The sequence below is a fragment of the Actinoplanes sp. G11-F43 genome (assembly GCF_050589265.1).
Lineage (GTDB): Bacteria > Actinomycetota > Actinomycetes > Mycobacteriales > Micromonosporaceae > Actinoplanes.
Map to the genome: position 1 here is coordinate 398127 of NZ_JBNZCE010000005.1, position 15567 is coordinate 413693.

The window sequence follows — 15567 nt, forward strand, 5'->3', positions numbered from 1 at the left end:
CGGGTTCAGCCGCGTGGAGGTCAGGGGACCGGGGCGAAGCCCGGCAACCACTTCTCCAGGATCTCCCGGTAGGCGGCCTCGGCCTCCAACTGGGAAAGCACCCCGATGGAGCCCAGCGTCACCCGGTGGATCAGCAGGTAGGACGGGGGGAGGTTGAGTTTGCGGCTGAGGGCGTAGGCCGGGCCCCGCGGATTGGCCAGACGGGTGGCCTCGGTGCGGATCCAGTCCCTGGTGAAGCGGAAACGGTCGGCCGCGACCGGTTCGATCATCGGGAGCAGGAACTCCAGCAGCGCCTCGGCGTCGATGTCGTCGGTGGCCTTGACGAAACCCTCCTCGCGGAGGCCCTCGACCACCGCTTTCGCCTCGCCGGCCAGGGCCAGCCGGACCAGGCGGCCGATCGGCTCGGGGTGGCCGCCGGGGAGCCGGGCGACCGCGCCGAAGTCGATGACGCCGAGCCGGCCGTCGGGCAGGATCCGGAAGTTGCCGGGGTGCGGGTCGGCGTGCAGCAGCCCGGCCCGGGACGGCGCGGAGAAGTGCAGGATCGCCATCAGCCGGCCGGCCTCGTCGCGTTCCTCCTGGGTGCCGTCGGCGATCACCTTGGCCAGCGGGGTGCCGTCCACCCATTCGGTGACCAGGATCTGCGGCGCTGAGGCGACCACCCGGGGCACGAAGATCTCCGGATCGTCCTGGTACGCCGTGGCGAAGGCTCGCTGGGTCTCCGCCTCCATCTCGTAGTCGAGTTCCTCGACGACACGCTCGCGCAGCTCGGCGATCAGCGGTTTCACGTCGATGCCGGGCTGAATGATCTTGAACATGCCGGCCAGCCGGGACAACTGTTTCAGGTCGGCCACCAGGGCCTCGCCGGCCCCTGGGTACTGCACCTTGACGGCCACCGGCAGCAGTTTCGGTTTGCCGTTGCGCCGGGCGGGCGGCAGTTTCCACACGGCCCGGTGCACCTGCCCGATGCTGGCCGCGGCGGCCGGGCTGTCGTCGAACTCGGCGAATCGGTCCCGCCAGTCCGGGCCCAGCTGCTCGGCCAGGGCCTTGTGCACGTTGGCCACCGGCATCGGTGGCGCCGCCTCCTGGAGTTTTGTCAGCGCCTGCCGGTAGGGGCCGGCCATCTCCTCGGGCATGGCGGCCTCGAAGACCGAGAGCGCCTGACCGAATTTCATCGCTCCGCCCTTGAGCTGGCCCAGCACGCTGAACAGTTGCTCGGCGGTGCGTTGCTGGATATCGGCGGAGATCACGTCGGAGGCGATGCCGACAGCGCGTTTGCCGAGGCCCATCGCGGCGCGCCCGGCGAAACCGAGCGGGAGTGCGGCGAGCTTTGCCGTCCGGGACGCGGCACGGCGCGGTATGTCCGTCACCAGATCATTGTGACCGACATCCGGCCCTCACCCGGCCCGTCGCGCGGTGCTTTGGTGCTTATGCGGTGAAGGTCCGGTGAAGGTTGGCCCGTGCCGACGCCTCCGGCAGGCGCAATCCGGGTGTGGTGGCCAGCTCCGGCGGCGGAACCGGCCGGGTGCGGAGATCTCCACCGCGGCCCCGAGGGTCTCCGGCGTGGCGCCGTCCAGGAACGCCAGGACCTGGGCCGTGGCATAGGCGGTGGCGGCCAGCACGGTGGCCACCGCACCCGGCTCGGCGGCGTCGGAGAGCGGACCGGCGGCACCCGTCCAGCTCGTGTCCCGCTCCCGGCGGAACAGGTCCAGGCAGTTCAGACAGGGTGCGCCGGAGGCCGGGACCAGCGGGCCGACCACCGCGGCCCCGTCCCGCAGCGTGGCGGCGAGGTGCGGCTGCCGGCGAGCGGCGTGCCCGGCGGCCACCAGGGCCGGTGGCTCGTCGTGGGTCAGCTGGACCACCAGCGAGGCCGGACCGCGCCGGACCGGATGCACCGCGGTGCCCGGCGCGGCACGCAGGACGGCCGCCTCCACCGCCAGCCGCCGGGGTGATCCGACGTCATCCGGGCCGAGTGGTGAACCGGTGATCTCGGCCGGCCCGACGACGCCGGAGAGATCGGCGTGGACGTGGCCGACCCCGGACTCGGCCAGGGCCACCGCGATGGTGGCGCCGAGCCGGCCCCGGCCGCTGACCACGACCCGGGCCGCCGCACGCCGCCGGAGCACGTGGGCCGGTGACGGGGTGAGTCGGGCCGAGCCGAGGGCCAGCGCGGCGGCCTCACAGGTGAGCCGCTGGCGGACGCCGGCCGGCAGAGCGGGCGGGAGCAGGGCCGCCGCGGGCAGCACCAGCCCGGCGCGGCGCAGCAGGTCGATCAGGGCGCGGGCCTGGTCGGGCGGGATGCCCCGCTCAGCGGCGCGCATCAGCACCAGCCGCTCGGGGCTGCGCCCGTCGAGCAGATCGAGGACGCCGGCCGCCCGTGGGTCCGGCAGATCCAGCAGCACGGCCCGCTCGGGGCTCAGCCCGAGCTGGAGCTCGCCGGGATCGCGCCAGAAGCGGGCCAGGCCGGGGATCAGGGTGGGCCTGGGCAGTGGTGTCCGGTTCATGGATGACAGGGTGTCATCGCGACGATGCGGAGCGATGATGTTATCCACAGGGCGCATTGACCCCGCCGAGACTTGTCCACAGCTTTGGGTGAGTTATCCACAGGCCCTAGTTGACTCAACGTGCCTGCGGGGACACGGTTACGGGCGAGCCGCCGGGGAGAGCGGGCACGCGACCCGCCCTCCCCGGGACGCGGTCACGCCTTGGCCTTGCCCAGGATGCGGTTCATCGTGGTGCCGCAGACCGGGCACTTGCCCTTGGCCATGTTCATGCCGGTCTTCGAGACCGCGACCTCACCCTGGAAGTCACGCTTCTCCTTGCACTTGACGCAGTAGCCGTTGTACGTGTTGTCGGCCACGGTTCCTCCTCGTCGAATCTTCGGCCGTCCGGCTCGTGCCTGACTGACGGCAGCGGGCGCGGACGTGCCACGCGGATGTGGCCACCCGTCCGGGGCGGTCACTTACCCAGGTCAGGCCGGTTCCATGTCAGCGCAGCGTCGGCGGTGTCGCCGACGTCGTGAGTGTGCCGGTCCGAAGTTCCCTTTATGGCCAGTTTTGCCCAGACACGCCGACGATTCCCATCGTAAAGGCATAAAACGGACATGCAGGGCGGCGGGAGGGTTGAGTCGACGATGGTCTAGGTTGACGGATGCCACCGATGTTGCCGGTGTGGAAAATTTTTTCGGGTATATGCGGTCGAAGTGCTCATATTCCGCGACCGTCATTGTCCGTACTCTTGCGGTAACAGGGGTCCGGCGGATTAGCGTCTCAACGTGAACCCGAATCTGGGCCGCGCGAGCCGGTAATGGCCCGCGTGCGCAAGCCTGTCGTGGAAGTGCGGCGCAGCCAGCGCCGGCGACGGACGGTGTCCGCCTATCGCGACGGCGAACGAGTCGTGGTGCTCATCCCGGACCGCTTCTCCCGCGCGGAGGAGACGGAGTGGGTGGAGCGCATGCTCGCCCGCCTGGAAGCTCGCGAGGAACGGCTGCGGTGCACCGACGCCGAGCTGCTGGCCCGTGCCCGTCGGCTGACGACCCGGTACCTCGCCGACCACGCCGCCGAGGTGGCGCCGGCCAGTGTGCGGTGGGTCACCAACCAGAACGGGCGCTGGGGGTCCTGCACCCCCGACGACGCGACGATCCGGATCTCGCACCGGATCCAGGAGATGCCCGACTGGGTCATCGACTACGTGCTCCTGCACGAGCTGGCCCACCTGGTCGTACCCAGCCACAACGCCCGCTTCTGGGACCTGGTGAACCGCTTCCCCAAGGCCGAGCGCGCCCGCGGCTACCTGGAGGGCGTCTCGGCGGCGGGCAGTCTGGTGATGGCCGAGTAGGCCCAGCTGATGATCCGTTCCGATCCGGCGGCGATGACCGATTCAGACCATGCGTGCCACCGGGTCGGCGATCCGGTCGCGGCGGTCCCGGCGCCTCCGGCGGGGATTGCGGTACGGGGTACACCGGCTGAGTAGGGTTGCCCCGTGATCCGGCGTGTCGTAGTGGTGATGCTGGTCCCGGTGCCGTGGAGCCCGCCCGGGATCGACCCGGGGGCCTGGCGCGCCGCCATGGCCGAGGACGTGGTGGACCTGCTGGCCCGGCTGGCGACCGCCGAGGCGGCGATCGCGGCCACCCCGGACGACCTGCCCCTGGCCGAGGAGATCGCCTGGCCGGGCACCCGGATCTACCAGGTGCCCACCCCGACCGTGCTGCCGGTGCTGACCGCGGCCGCGAAGGACGGTTTCGACGAGGCGGCGGTGATCGCCGGGGACGCCCCCGACGTACCGGGAATGACGCTCGGAAAGCTCTTGCGCCCGTTGGACGGCAAACCGGTGGCGGTGTCGCCGGCCGGGCCCACCGGCGGGCTCTTCGGTGTCGCGGCCCGGTTGCCGGCGCCGGACTGGCTGGTCGACCACGACCTGGACACGGCGTCGGCCCCGATGCTGCGCAGGACGGCGCCGGCGCCCGGCGATGTCACCTCGACCCCGCAGTGGCGCCGGCTGCGCGGCCCGGCCGACCTGGCCGGGCTGGACATCGCCCTGGAGGGCTGGGAGAACACCCGAACCCTGCTGGGCGGCTGATTCCGGTCCGACGGCTCCGGAACGGAACGGCCCACCACCAGCTCACGGCATGACGGGCCCCAACCGGTTCCAGGCATGACGGGCCCCAGCGTTGCCTTTCGGCATGACGGGCCCAGCGTTGGCCTTCGGCACGACGGACTCGCCGCCGCGACTCGAACGTCGCGGCGGCGCGGGATCCATGGGCGCCGGCCCGCGGATCAGTCCTCCTTGGGACCCTCGCCCAGGTTGTCCAGCTCGCTGATGTCCCAGTCGGAACGGCCGCGGGCGAACGCCTCCGGGTCGGCGAAGTCCTCGTCGGTGGGCAGCAGGTCCGGGTGGTCCCACAGCGCGTCGCGGCCGGCGGTGCCACGCTGCTGCGCGACGGCGGTCCACAGCGCCCCGGCCTCACGCAGCCGGCGGGGCCGCAACTCCAGGCCGACCAGGGCGGCGAACGTCTGCTCGGCCGGGCCACCGGCGGCCCGGCGACGGCGGAACGCCTCACCGAGCGCGGCGACCGACGGCAGGCGATCCCCGGCGGCCTCGTCGACCACGTGCCCCACCCAGCCCTCGACCAGCGCGAGCGCCGTCTCCAGCCGGGCCAGGCCAGCTTTCTGCTGCGGGGTGTCCTCGGGCGTGAAGATGCCCTCCAGCGCCATCGCCTGCATCGACTCCGGGTCGGTCGGGTCGACGCGGCTCATCGCCTCCTCGATCGCCTCCCGGTTCACCGTGATGCCGTTGGCGTAGGTCTCGACGGCGCTCAGCACGTGCGCGCGCAACCACGGCACGTGCCCGAACAGGCGCTGATGTGCGGCCTCGCGCAAGGCGACGTACAGCCGGACCTGGTCCTCGGGTAGTTCGAGACCGGAACCGTAGGCCTTGATGTTGGACGGGACCAGGGCGGCGGTGCCGGCCGGGCCGAGCGGAAGGCCGATGTCACCGGCCGAGAGCACCTCGGCGGCGAGCTGGCCGAAGGCCTGGCCGAGCTGACCGCCGAACAGCGCGCCGCCGAGTGTGGCGACCATCGACTGCATCGGGCCGAGCTGGGCACGGGCCTCCTCGGGCACCAGGTCGCCCATCGCCCCGACCATGCGGCCGGCGATCGGCTCACACAGCTTCTTCCACACGTCGAGTGTGTTGTAGATCCACTCGTTGCGGTTCCAGGCGACGGACTTGCGGATGCCGCTCGGGAGCGAGCACACCGGATCGAGCCACAGGTCGGCGAGGCGCAGGGCCTCCTCGACCTGGTGGCGCTCGAGGATGTTCACCGCCGGGTCACCGGTGGCCGAGAGCTGGCTCGCGGCCACCTGCCGGGCCAGGTCCCAGTTGACCGGGCCACTGCCGGGCGCGGCGAACATCTGCTGCAGCTGCGCCATGAACTGCTGCATCTGCTGCGGGTCGGAGGGGTCGGGCGGCTGAGCGCCCGGCAGGGAGAAGCCGAACGGGATATCAGGCACGTCCCAACGGTACGCGCGAAAAGCCCGTAGCGGACGGAGGGAGGTATCAGCTCAGAGAGAACTCAGACAGGGTGGGTACTCTCACGCGCATGAGACGTCGCGGTGTCACCGTCATCCTCGGCGCCCTGATCACCGCTCTGCTGGCTGCCGGTGTCATGGTCGCCCCGATGCCCTACGTGGTGCTCAAGCCGGGCCCGACCGTCGACACGCTCGGCAGGTCCGACGGGACCGAGGTCATCCAGGTCACCAAGGGCGAGACCTCGTCGTCGCAGGGCCAGCTGCGTCTCACCACGGTCAACGTGCAGTCGCAGGTCGAGCTGGTGTGGGCGATCCGGGGCTGGCTGAGCGACTCCGACGCGGTGGTGCCCCGCGAGCTGATCTATCCGCCGGACCAGAGCGAGAAACAGGTCCAGGAGCAGAACGCGCAGGAGTGGAAGGCGTCGCAGACCAGCGCGGAGACGGTCGCCCTGCGCGAGCTGGGCTATCCGGTGCAGGTTTACGTGCGTAATGTCACCACGGGCGGAGCGGCTGAGGGTTCGCTGAAAGCGGAGGACGTGATCACCGCGGTCGACGGGACGCCGATCACCAGGCCGGGCCAGGTCACCGAGCTGGTCCGGGCCAAACCCGTGGGGACCGAGCTGACCGTGTCGTACGACCGGGGCGGCACCGCGGGGACCGCCCGCATCGCCGCGAAGGCGGACGAGAAGGACGGTACGCCCCGGATCGGCATCGAGATCGACACCAAGCAGCCACACCCCTTCGAGATCAACATCGACCTCGACAAGATCGGCGGGCCGAGCGCCGGCCTGATGTTCGCCCTGGGCATCATCGACAAGATGCGCCCCGAGGACATGACCGGCGGCAAGGTGATCGCGGGCACCGGCACCATCGACGACGACGGCAACGTCGGCGCGATCGGCGGCATCCCGCAGAAGCTCAACGGCGCCAAGCGGGACGGCGCCACCCTCTTCCTGGTCCCGAAGGACAACTGCGCGGAGGCGCTGCGCAACACCGTCACCGGCCTGACCATGGCCGAGGTGGCCACGGTGGACGACGCGCTCACCGCACTCGAGACCTACGCCGCGGGCGGCACACCCAAGCCGTGCACGGCGTCGTGATGCCCATGCCGGTAGTGACGAGACAGTTCTGCCGCGTATAGCAGTCGGATGCGACATCGTTAAGGTGAAACACCGGCCAGACGAAGTGTGGAGCCAACGTTGGTCATGCGTAACAATCCTCTACCGAGGATGAGCCGGCGCGGTCGCGTCACCGTCGGCGTCCTGGTCGGGGTATTCGTTCTATTCACGCTCCTCGGTTGGGGAATCGACGCATACACCGATTACCTGTGGTTCGACGAGGTCAAGAAGACGAATGTCTTCTCCGGCGTACTGCTCACGCAGCTCGTCCTGTTCCTGGTCGTCGGTGCGGCGATGACGCTTGTCGTCGCCGGCAACCTCTACCTGGCGTACCGTCTGCGGCCGCTGCTGCGCCCGCATTCGGCCGAGCAGGCCACCCTGGAGCGTTACCGAATGATCCTGGCGCCCCGCCTGGGCACCTGGATCACCGTCACCGGTCTGGTCATCGGCTTCTTCGCGGGACTCTCCGCGATGGGCCGGTGGAGCGACTGGATGTTGTTCCGCAACGGCGGAGACTTCGGCACCGTGGACCCCGAGTTCAAGGTCGACGTCTCCTTCTACGTGTTCGAGTACCCGATCTGGCGCTACCTGCTGGGCCTCGGCTTCACCGCGGTGGTGCTGTCGGTCCTCGGGGCGCTCGCCGTGCACTACATCTTCGGCGGTGTGCGCCTGCAGGGCGTCGGTGACCGGATGACCGCCGCCGCCCGCGCCCACCTGACCACACTGGTCGCGGTGTTCGTGCTGCTCAAGGCGGTGGCGTACGTCCTGGACCGCCGTGCTCTCCTGCTGGAGCAGCACGTGTCGCCGGGGCTCTACGGTGCCGGCTACACCGATGTCAACGCGCTGTTGCCGGCCAAGGAGATCCTGGCGTACATCTCGGTGGTCGTGGCCATCGCGATCATCGTCTTCTCCAACGCGGTGATGCGGAACCTGGTCTGGCCCGGCGTCTCGCTGGCCCTGCTGGCCATCTCCGCCGTCGCGATCGGCGGCATCTACCCGCTGGCCGTGCAGAACTTCCAGGTGAAACCGAGCCTGGCGGAGAAGGAACGGCCATACATCGAACGGTCCATCCAAGCCACCCGGGCCGCGTTCGACCTGGAAGGCACCGAAGTCTCCAAATACCAGGCCAACACCGGCCGGCCCAGTGAATCGCTGCCGAACGACCCCAGCGCGCAGAACGTGCGGATCATCGACCCGCAGCTCGTCTCGCAGGGGTTCACCCAGTCCCAGCAGTCCCGTGGCTTCTACGACTTCGGTGAGAAGCTCGACGTCGACCGTTACACGATCGACGGCAAGACCCAGGACTACGTGGTCGGCGCCCGGGAGATCGACGACGACAAGCTGACCGCCCAGCAGCGCAACTGGATCAACCGGCACACCGTCTACACCCACGGCTACGGCCTGGTGGCGGCACCCGCCAACAAGGTCTGCGGAACCGGTCTGCCGTACTTCGCCTCCGGCCTGATCGGTGGCGGCGAAGACGCCGGAGCCGGCGCCTGCATCACCCCGACCCAGGCCCTGGAGGCCGAGCAGCCGCGGATCTACTACGGCGAGCAGTCCACCGAGTACGCCATCGTCGGCCAGGTCGAGGACGGCCGGAACGTCGAGTTCGACCGCCCGCAGGACGCCAGTACCAACAGTGGCGAGGTGCTCTACACGTACACCGGTGAAGGTGGGGTGGAGATCGGGTCGTTCTTCCGGCGGATGGTCTTCGCGATCCACAACACCGAGAGCAACTTCCTGCTCTCCGACGCGGTCAACAGCAACTCCAAACTGATGTATACGCGGGAGCCGCGCGAGCGGGTGGCCAAGGTCGCGCCGTTCCTCACCATCGACGGCGACCCGTACCCGGCAGTCGTCAACGGGCGGATCACCTGGATCCTCGACGGCTACACGACGGCGAAGACCTACCCGTACGCGCAGAAGATCAACCTGGCCACCGAGACGCGCGACGAACTCACCGGCACCGGCTCCTTCGCCCTCGCCCGTGACGACGTCAACTACATGCGCAACTCGGTCAAGGCGACCGTCGACGCGTACGACGGCACCGTCACCCTGTACGAGTTCGACGATCAGGACCCGGTCCTCAAAGCCTGGAACAAGGCGTTCGGCGGCGACCTGCTCGTCCCGAAGGACCAGATCCCGACCGCGCTCGCCGACCACTTCCGCTACCCGGCCGACCTGTTCAAGGTGCAGCGCAACCTGCTCACCAAGTTCCACGTCACCGACCCGCGGACGTTCTTCTCCGGCGACGACTTCTGGCAGGTCCCCAACGCACCCGACTCCCCGTCGGACGGGTACCAGCCGCCGTACTACCTCAACGTCAAGCTGCCCGAGCAGGACGAGAGCCGCTTCCAGCTCACCGCCGGCGTGACACCGCTCAACCGGGAGAACATGGCGGCACTGATCTCCGCCTCGTACGTCGCCGGGCAACCACGACTCGAAATCCTCGAGCTGCCCGACAACACGGTCGTACCCGGACCCGTCCAGGTACACCAGCGGATGGTCAACAACTACGGCATCTCCCAACAGCTGGCCCTGCTCACCCGAGGCGGTCAGGCCACCGTCCTCTACGGCAACCTGATCTCACTGCCACTGGCCGACGACATCCTGTACGTCGAGCCCGTCTACGTGCGGAGCAGCCAGGCCGGAGCGGCGCCACTGCTGCAGAAGGTCCTCATGTCGTACGGCGACGGCGGCACCTACGTCGTCCTCGAAGACAACCTCGAAGAGGGCCTGAAAGCACTCGCCGAACTCGGCAAGACCGGGGCACCCACCACCGGGACACCCACCACCCCCGGCACCGAGACCCCCGGCACCACACCACCCGCCACCCCGACCACGCCGCCGGCCAACGTCCCGCCCGGTGACATCAGCACCGAGCTGGGCGCCGCGGCCGCCGCCGTGGACAAGGCCATCGCCGACCTGCGGGCCGCCAAGCAGTCCGGCGACTTCGCCAAGGAAGGCGAGGCGCTGAAGGCCCTGGAAGACGCCATCAACCGCTTCCAGGCCGCACAGCAGAACAACGCCAGCCCGTCGGCACCGGCCAGCCCGGCCCCGACTCCAAGCGGGTGACGCTCGTCTCCGGGGGCCGTTTTGCGGCCCCCGGAGGCGGTGCGCTAGGCTTTACCCATACCGACGCGGGGTGGAGCAGCTCGGTAGCTCGCTGGGCTCATAACCCAGAGGTCGCAGGTTCAAATCCTGTCCCCGCTACGAGTGCAGGGGGTCCTTGTCCGCGGATTGCGCGGACCTGGGCCCTCTTCGCGTTTCTCCTGGGAGCCGGGCCCCCAGACCCCGCGTGACGAACTCACCGTCCGCGCTCCGGTCACCGTTCGTGCTTTGGTCGCCGTTCGTGCTTCGGTCACCGTTCGTGCTTCGGTCATTGTCCGCGCCGAGCTCTCAGACCCCGCATGACAATCTCGCCGTTCGTGTTCCGGTCGTCCGAGCCGAGTCCCAGACCCCGCGTGACGATCTCACTGCTGGTTCCGGTCGCCGTTCGGATTTGCCACCGTTTCGAGCCTTTTCCTTGGTGGAGGGCGGGGTGTTGTGCAAGTTCTCGGCCGGGTGGCTCGGCTCCCTCCCGGTAGGGGCACACCGTGGCCGGTCGTACGCGGGCGCAGACGCCCCGAGCCCGGTGGGGCGTCACGGTCCAATTGGTCGCGTTACCGCGCCGTAGTCCTCGGCCTGACGAGCGCATACGAACCGTGAACGTGTGCACCGGTGTCGGCCCCAGGCCGGCCGCCAGCGGCTGACGGCCGGCGGCTGAGGGCTGCGGGCGGGCGGCCGGCGGCTGACGGCTGACGGCTGACGGCTGACGGCTGACGGCTCAGGATGGAGTCGCCAGCCCGCCCCGACCACAGTCCGTCACTCAAATGTGGGATTGCCCCGTCAGACCCACCCCCGCCAAGTAGATGACTCTTTCGAGCCCTCTGCTCAGCTACTGGCCCGCTCGCGGTCAATCCTCGCGCGAGTGTCCGCTGTCCAGCTTCCTCCCTGGCCGATCTTGGTGGATTTACCACCGGAAACGGTGGTAAATCCACCAAGATCTCGGCTGAGCGGGTCGCCCGCGCGAGGGCTTGGCCGCGAGTGATCAGGCAGCCGAGAACAAGACTCCTTCCGGTGGTAAATCCTCCAAGGTCTCGGCTGGACGGGTCGCCCTCGCGAGGGCTTGGCCGCGAGTGATCAGGCAGCCGAGAAGAAGGATCTTTCCGGCAGAAGGTTCTCCAAGGTCCACCAAGGCAAGGGCCGGAGGTGGACGCTCGGGCGGGGAATTGATCGCGGGCCGATCGCCGACCACGGGAAGAAGGCTCATTCAGTCGTGGACCCATCAAGATCGCGGCCAGACGGTCGCTCAGCGAGGGATTGACCGGAACGCGGCACGAAGCCAAGAAGAAGTGCCGAACCGCGAGGGCAGGTCGGTGATTAAGGGTGGATGGTGACCGTGCCGCGAGCGTGGGTTCGGGGTGGGTGGTGACAGCGCTGCCAGCGGTGGGTTCGGGTGAGTGGTGACCATGCTGCGAGCAGTGAGTTCGGGCTCGGCGCGGACGGTGACCGGAGCGCGGACGGTGAGTTCGTCACGCGGGGTCTGGGGGCTCGGCCCCCAGGAGAAACGCGAAGAGGGCCCCGGTCCGCGCAATCCGCGGACAAGGACCCCCTGCACTCGTAGCGGGGACAGGATTTGAACCTGCGACCTCTGGGTTATGAGCCCAGCGAGCTACCGAGCTGCTCCACCCCGCGTCGGTATGGGTAAAGCCTAGCGCACCGTTCCGGAGGACTTTCAGGCGGGTGCTTATAGGTGGGTTTCTGCTGGTCAAGCGGATGGTGAACCATGGGTTGCCGCCGTCTCCCGGGGTGGGGACCGCCGGCTGTGGCCAGGGTGCGGGGGTGTCGGCGGCGACTTCGCCGGGTGGGGGATGGCGGAGAGAAGGCCCCGGCGCTACCCAGCGCCGGGGCCTTCTCTCCGTGGGATCGCCATGTCAGCAGTTGGTGTAGCCCTTACCGGGCTTCGTCCACTTGCAGGTGTCGATGGTCTTGTTGGCGTTGGTGCGCAGCAGGGCGCTGTCGCCGCCGTTGTTCCAGACGTGGTGTTTCTTGCCCCAGTAGCGGGTGGCTGTGGTGTTGGTGCCCTTGCCGGTGCGGACGATCACGTTCTTGCCGGCTTTGAGGGTGTAGCTGGTGGTGAAGCGGTAGAGGTTGCCCGCGGCGTCCCGGACCGTCCAGCCTTTGAGGTCGAGGGACTTCTTGGTTTTGTTGGTGAGGCGGAAGTACTCGCCGTTGATGCTCTTGTTGGTCTTGCGGTCCACGCCGGGTGCGTTGTACTGGATTCGGGTGAACTGGACCGAGCCCACCGCGGGGGCGGGCGGCGTCGTCGGTTTCGGGGTGGTCGGCTTCGGCGTCGGGCTGGTCGACGGCTTGGACGGTGACGGCGAGGCCGGGACGGATCGCGAGGGCGACGGCGAGACCGGCGTGGATCGCGACGGCGACGGCGAGACCGGCGTGGTGGTCGGGTCCGGGTCCGGGTCGGTGATGGCCGGGGTGAAGACCGGGTTGGCGCCGGACGGGGCCGGGGTGGCGCCGTCGCTGCCGCCGGTGACCGCGACCTGCAGGTTGACCGAGTAGCTGGAGATCAGCAGGTTGTCGCTGTCGGCGATGCCGCTGGTGGCGTTGCCGACCAGGGCCCGGTAGGTGGGTGTGCCGGTGGGCTGGCCGCCGACCGTCGCGCTGTAGCCGGTGACACCGCCGTCGGCGCCGGTCGCCGAGGTGAAGCCGGAGGCGATCTGGCTCCAGCCGCCCGCGGTGTACCGCTGGATGGCCACCGGGAGGCCGGGCTGGCCGGGGTTGACGCCGACCGAGAAGTTGACGGTGCCGCCGCCGGCCGCGGTGGCGGTGAAGACCTGCTGCACCCGGACGGCCGCGTACCGGCGGTTGGAGTAGTCGGTGCCGATGCCGACCATCAGGATGTGACCGGAGTCCATCGGGCGCCGGATGGTCCAGCGGCCGTTGCCGTCGGCTGTCGCGGTGACCGGGCCCTCATTGTTGCTGTAGTCCTTGGCGGGGGTCCGGGACAGCTCCGCCTTGCTGTAGCCGGAGGCCCACTGGTAGGCGTCCTCGTAGAGCTGGACCGTCGCCCCGGGGGTGGCGGTACCGGTGAAGACCACCGGGTCGGACGTGTTGAAGCCGTTCGCGATCGGCGCCTTGTCGAACGTCGGTGCGGTGGCTGCCGAGGCGGGCCCGGCCAGGGCGACGGTGATCCCGGCGAGGAGTACGCCCATGGTGGCACTCGCGCCGAATATCGTTGTCGATCGTTTGTTCATGAGGTCCGAATCCTCCGTGACGAGGAGCGCCCGCTCCCGGCATTCTTGAATGTCGACGCTTTGAAGAATCGACCGCCTGCGCACCATACCTGCTGGTGAGAGGCGTGGAAGCGGTCTCGGGAGGGCGTGATGAAGATTGCAGCGCGATGATTTCGGCGAATTCGGTCACCGGTATCATCCGGGTCGGAGTCGATACTTTAAATGTACGGAACGGATAAATGACCGAACTGGCTGCTGATTGTGCCCGGTGTGCCGCCCTCTGCTGTGTGGCGCCCGCTTTCGCCAAGTCCTCCGATTTCGCCGTCGACAAACCGGCCGGGCGGCCCTGCCGGAATCTGGGTGACGACTTCCGGTGCACCGTGCACGAGAGGCTGGTGCCGCTGGGCTTTCCCGGCTGTGTGGTGTTCGACTGTTTCGGTGCGGGCCAGCGGATCACCCAGGAGACGTTCGGCGGGCGGGACTGGCGGTCGGCGCCGGAGCTGTCCGGTGACATGTTCGCGGTGCTCCCGGTGGTGCGGCAGTTGCACGAGCTGATGTGGTACCTGACCGAGGCGCTGAGGCTGGACGAGACGCGACGGTTGCATCCGTTGCTGCGGGCCGCCCTGGACGAGACCGACGCACTGGCCGCGAGCCCGCCGGGGGAACTCCGCGAGCTGGATCTGGACACGTACCGGATGGGGGTTGTGCCTCTCCTGCGCCGCGCGAGCGAAGCGGCCCGCAGCCGGCGCCGCGGCCCGGACCACAGCGGAGCCCGGCTGATCGGCCGCCGGATGCGCGGCGCGGACCTGCGCGGGGCCAGTTTCCGTGGCGCGCTGCTGATCGGAGCGGACCTGCGCGAGGCGGATCTGCGGCGGGCCGACTTCACCGGGGCGGACATGCGTGGCACGGATCTGCGCGGCGCGAACTTAAACGGCGCGCTGTTCCTTACCTCGTCACAGTTGCGCGCGGCAGTGACCGACGGCGATCAGCCCTAGGATGTACGGATGCAGCCCGTGTCCGGTGTGGTGTGGGTCCTGACCATCGCGGCGATCGTCGCCCTTCTGCTCTTCGACTTCTTCTTCCACGTCCGTAAGGCCCATGTCCCGTCGCTGCGTGAGGCGGCCCGCTGGTCGGCGATCTACATCGCGGCGGCGATCCTCTTCGGAGTCGGCGTGTGGGTGTTCGGCGGTTCCACGATGGGCGCCGAGTATTTCGCGGGGTACGTCACCGAGAAGGCGCTGTCGGTCGACAACCTGTTCGTCTTCCTGATCCTGATGAGCAGTTTCAAGGTGCCCCGCGCCGACCAGCAGAAGGTGCTGCTCTTCGGGATCGTCTTCTCGCTGCTGGCCCGGACCGGGTTCATCCTGCTCGGCGCCGCCCTGATCAACCGGTTCGCCTGGGTCTTCTACCTGTTCGGGCTGATCCTGCTGGTCACCGCGGGCAACCTGCTGAAGGAGAAGAAGGACGACGGGGAGACGCCGCCGGACAACATCATCGTCCGGGTGGCCCGGCGTTTCCTGCACACCTCCGACACGTACGACGGGGACAAGCTCTTCACCGTGCAGGACGGCAAGCGGGTGCTGACCCCGATGCTGCTGGTGATGGTGGCGATCGGCGGCACCGACATCCTGTTCGCGCTGGATTCGATCCCGGCCATCTACGGCCTCACCCAGAACGTCTATCTGGTCTTCACCGCGACCGCGTTCTCCCTGCTGGGGCTGCGGCAGCTGTACTTCCTGATCGACGGCCTGCTGGACCGGCTGGTGTTCCTGTCCTACGGGCTGGCCGCGATCCTGGCGCTGATCGGGGTGAAACTGATCCTGCACGCCCTGCACGAGAACAACGTGCCGTTCATCAACGACGGCGAGCACGTGAACGTCACCGAGATCCCGACCGCGGCGTCGCTCGGCTTCATCATCGGCGTCCTGGTCGTCACGGTGATCGCCTCACTGCTCAGCCCCAAGGGCCGGGCGCAGACCGCGATGACCGCCGCGCGCCGGCACGCCAACGAGTTCCTCGACGTGGAGACCGATCCGGCCTACTGCGACGAGATCTACCACCGGCTGCTGGAGGAGGAGCGGAACATCGCCGGGCTGCCGGAGAAGTACAAGCGGCGGGTCCGGCAGCAGG

Annotated in this window: 10 protein-coding genes, 2 tRNA genes and 1 pseudogene; 7 read left to right on the forward strand and 6 right to left on the reverse strand. The window is 69.0% G+C overall.

All coding sequences use genetic code 11. The features are described 5' to 3' along the window. Positions 1–20 precede the first annotated feature (20 nt). The 3 genes from ACQ0O7_RS07015 to ACQ0O7_RS07025 all read right to left on the reverse strand — a co-directional run bounded on the left by ACQ0O7_RS07015 (position 21) and on the right by ACQ0O7_RS07025 (position 2857). Positions 21–1367: an ABC1 kinase family protein gene (locus ACQ0O7_RS07015; RefSeq protein ID WP_430780927.1), complete on the reverse strand. Its 1347-nt coding sequence runs from the start codon at positions 1365–1367 to the stop codon at positions 21–23. Between the two features lie 27 nt (positions 1368–1394). After that, positions 1395–2501, reverse strand: a complete 1107-nt coding sequence (locus tag ACQ0O7_RS07020; RefSeq protein WP_430780928.1) for a hypothetical protein — start codon at positions 2499–2501, stop codon at positions 1395–1397. Positions 2502–2695: 194 nt separating this feature from the next. Further along, positions 2696–2857 (reverse strand): DUF5679 domain-containing protein, encoded by a 162-nt coding sequence (locus tag ACQ0O7_RS07025; protein WP_170153756.1) that lies wholly within the window; start codon positions 2855–2857, stop codon positions 2696–2698. Between the two features lie 446 nt (positions 2858–3303). Between ACQ0O7_RS07025 and ACQ0O7_RS07030 the strand changes: the two genes are divergently transcribed. Beyond that, complete coding sequence (locus ACQ0O7_RS07030) at positions 3304–3834, forward strand: M48 metallopeptidase family protein (RefSeq protein ID WP_430780929.1); 531 nt, start codon at positions 3304–3306, stop codon at positions 3832–3834. A gap of 168 nt (positions 3835–4002) precedes the next feature. Continuing rightward, a complete protein-coding gene (locus ACQ0O7_RS07035) occupies positions 4003–4575 on the forward strand; it encodes a hypothetical protein (RefSeq protein ID WP_430780999.1) in 573 nt (190 codons plus the stop codon). 197 nt (positions 4576–4772) lie between these two features. Here the strand turns inward: ACQ0O7_RS07035 and ACQ0O7_RS07040 are convergent, their stop codons facing one another. Then, the gene (locus ACQ0O7_RS07040; RefSeq protein ID WP_430780930.1) at positions 4773–6008 is read right to left on the reverse strand and encodes a zinc-dependent metalloprotease; all 1236 of its coding nucleotides are present in this window, start codon (positions 6006–6008) and stop codon (positions 4773–4775) included. Positions 6009–6097: 89 nt separating this feature from the next. On the opposite strand from ACQ0O7_RS07040, the gene ACQ0O7_RS07045 reads away from it, so the two are divergent. The 3 genes from ACQ0O7_RS07045 (at position 6098) to ACQ0O7_RS07055 (ending at position 10357) form a co-directional block, all read left to right on the forward strand. Continuing rightward, positions 6098–7126, forward strand: a complete 1029-nt coding sequence (locus ACQ0O7_RS07045; protein WP_430780931.1) for a YlbL family protein — start codon at positions 6098–6100, stop codon at positions 7124–7126. Positions 7127–7255: 129 nt separating this feature from the next. Then, positions 7256–10219 carry a UPF0182 family protein gene (locus ACQ0O7_RS07050; protein ID WP_430780932.1) on the forward strand — a complete coding sequence of 988 codons (2964 nt, stop codon included), beginning with the start codon at positions 7256–7258 and terminating at the stop codon, positions 10217–10219. 64 nt (positions 10220–10283) lie between these two features. Next, a tRNA-Met gene (locus ACQ0O7_RS07055) sits at positions 10284–10357 on the forward strand. 1450 nt (positions 10358–11807) lie between these two features. Here the strand turns inward: ACQ0O7_RS07055 and ACQ0O7_RS07060 are convergent. Together ACQ0O7_RS07060 and ACQ0O7_RS07065 are read right to left on the reverse strand one after the other, a co-directional pair. After that, a tRNA-Met gene (locus ACQ0O7_RS07060) sits at positions 11808–11881 on the reverse strand. Positions 11882–12120: 239 nt separating this feature from the next. After that, positions 12121–13416 carry a lamin tail domain-containing protein gene (locus tag ACQ0O7_RS07065; protein WP_430780933.1) on the reverse strand — a complete coding sequence of 432 codons (1296 nt, stop codon included), beginning with the start codon at positions 13414–13416 and terminating at the stop codon, positions 12121–12123. 260 nt (positions 13417–13676) lie between these two features. On the opposite strand from ACQ0O7_RS07065, the gene ACQ0O7_RS07070 reads away from it, so the two are divergent. After that, a complete protein-coding gene (locus ACQ0O7_RS07070) occupies positions 13677–14432 on the forward strand; it encodes a pentapeptide repeat-containing protein (RefSeq protein ID WP_430780934.1) in 756 nt (251 codons plus the stop codon). A gap of 18 nt (positions 14433–14450) precedes the next feature. Next, positions 14451–15434 (forward strand): annotated as a pseudogene (locus tag ACQ0O7_RS07075) (TerC family protein); the annotation flags it as partial. Between the last annotated feature and the right edge of the window lie 133 nt (positions 15435–15567).

Excerpts from the sequence above, each read along its gene's own strand:
- ACQ0O7_RS07050 (WP_430780932.1), top strand. The coding sequence starts at position 7,256 with ATGAGCCGGCGCGGTCGCGTCACCGTCGGCGTCCTGGTCGGGGTATTC.
- ACQ0O7_RS07065 (WP_430780933.1), bottom strand. The coding sequence starts at position 13,416 with ATGGGCGTACTCCTCGCCGGGATCACCGTCGCCCTGGCCGGGCCCGCC.
- ACQ0O7_RS07070 (WP_430780934.1), top strand. The coding sequence starts at position 13,677 with ATGACCGAACTGGCTGCTGATTGTGCCCGGTGTGCCGCCCTCTGCTGT.
- ACQ0O7_RS07035 (WP_430780999.1), top strand. The coding sequence starts at position 4,003 with ATGCTGGTCCCGGTGCCGTGGAGCCCGCCCGGGATCGACCCGGGGGCC.
- ACQ0O7_RS07030 (WP_430780929.1), top strand. The coding sequence starts at position 3,304 with ATGGCCCGCGTGCGCAAGCCTGTCGTGGAAGTGCGGCGCAGCCAGCGC.
- ACQ0O7_RS07020 (WP_430780928.1), bottom strand. The coding sequence starts at position 2,501 with ATGAACCGGACACCACTGCCCAGGCCCACCCTGATCCCCGGCCTGGCC.
- ACQ0O7_RS07045 (WP_430780931.1), top strand. The coding sequence starts at position 6,098 with ATGAGACGTCGCGGTGTCACCGTCATCCTCGGCGCCCTGATCACCGCT.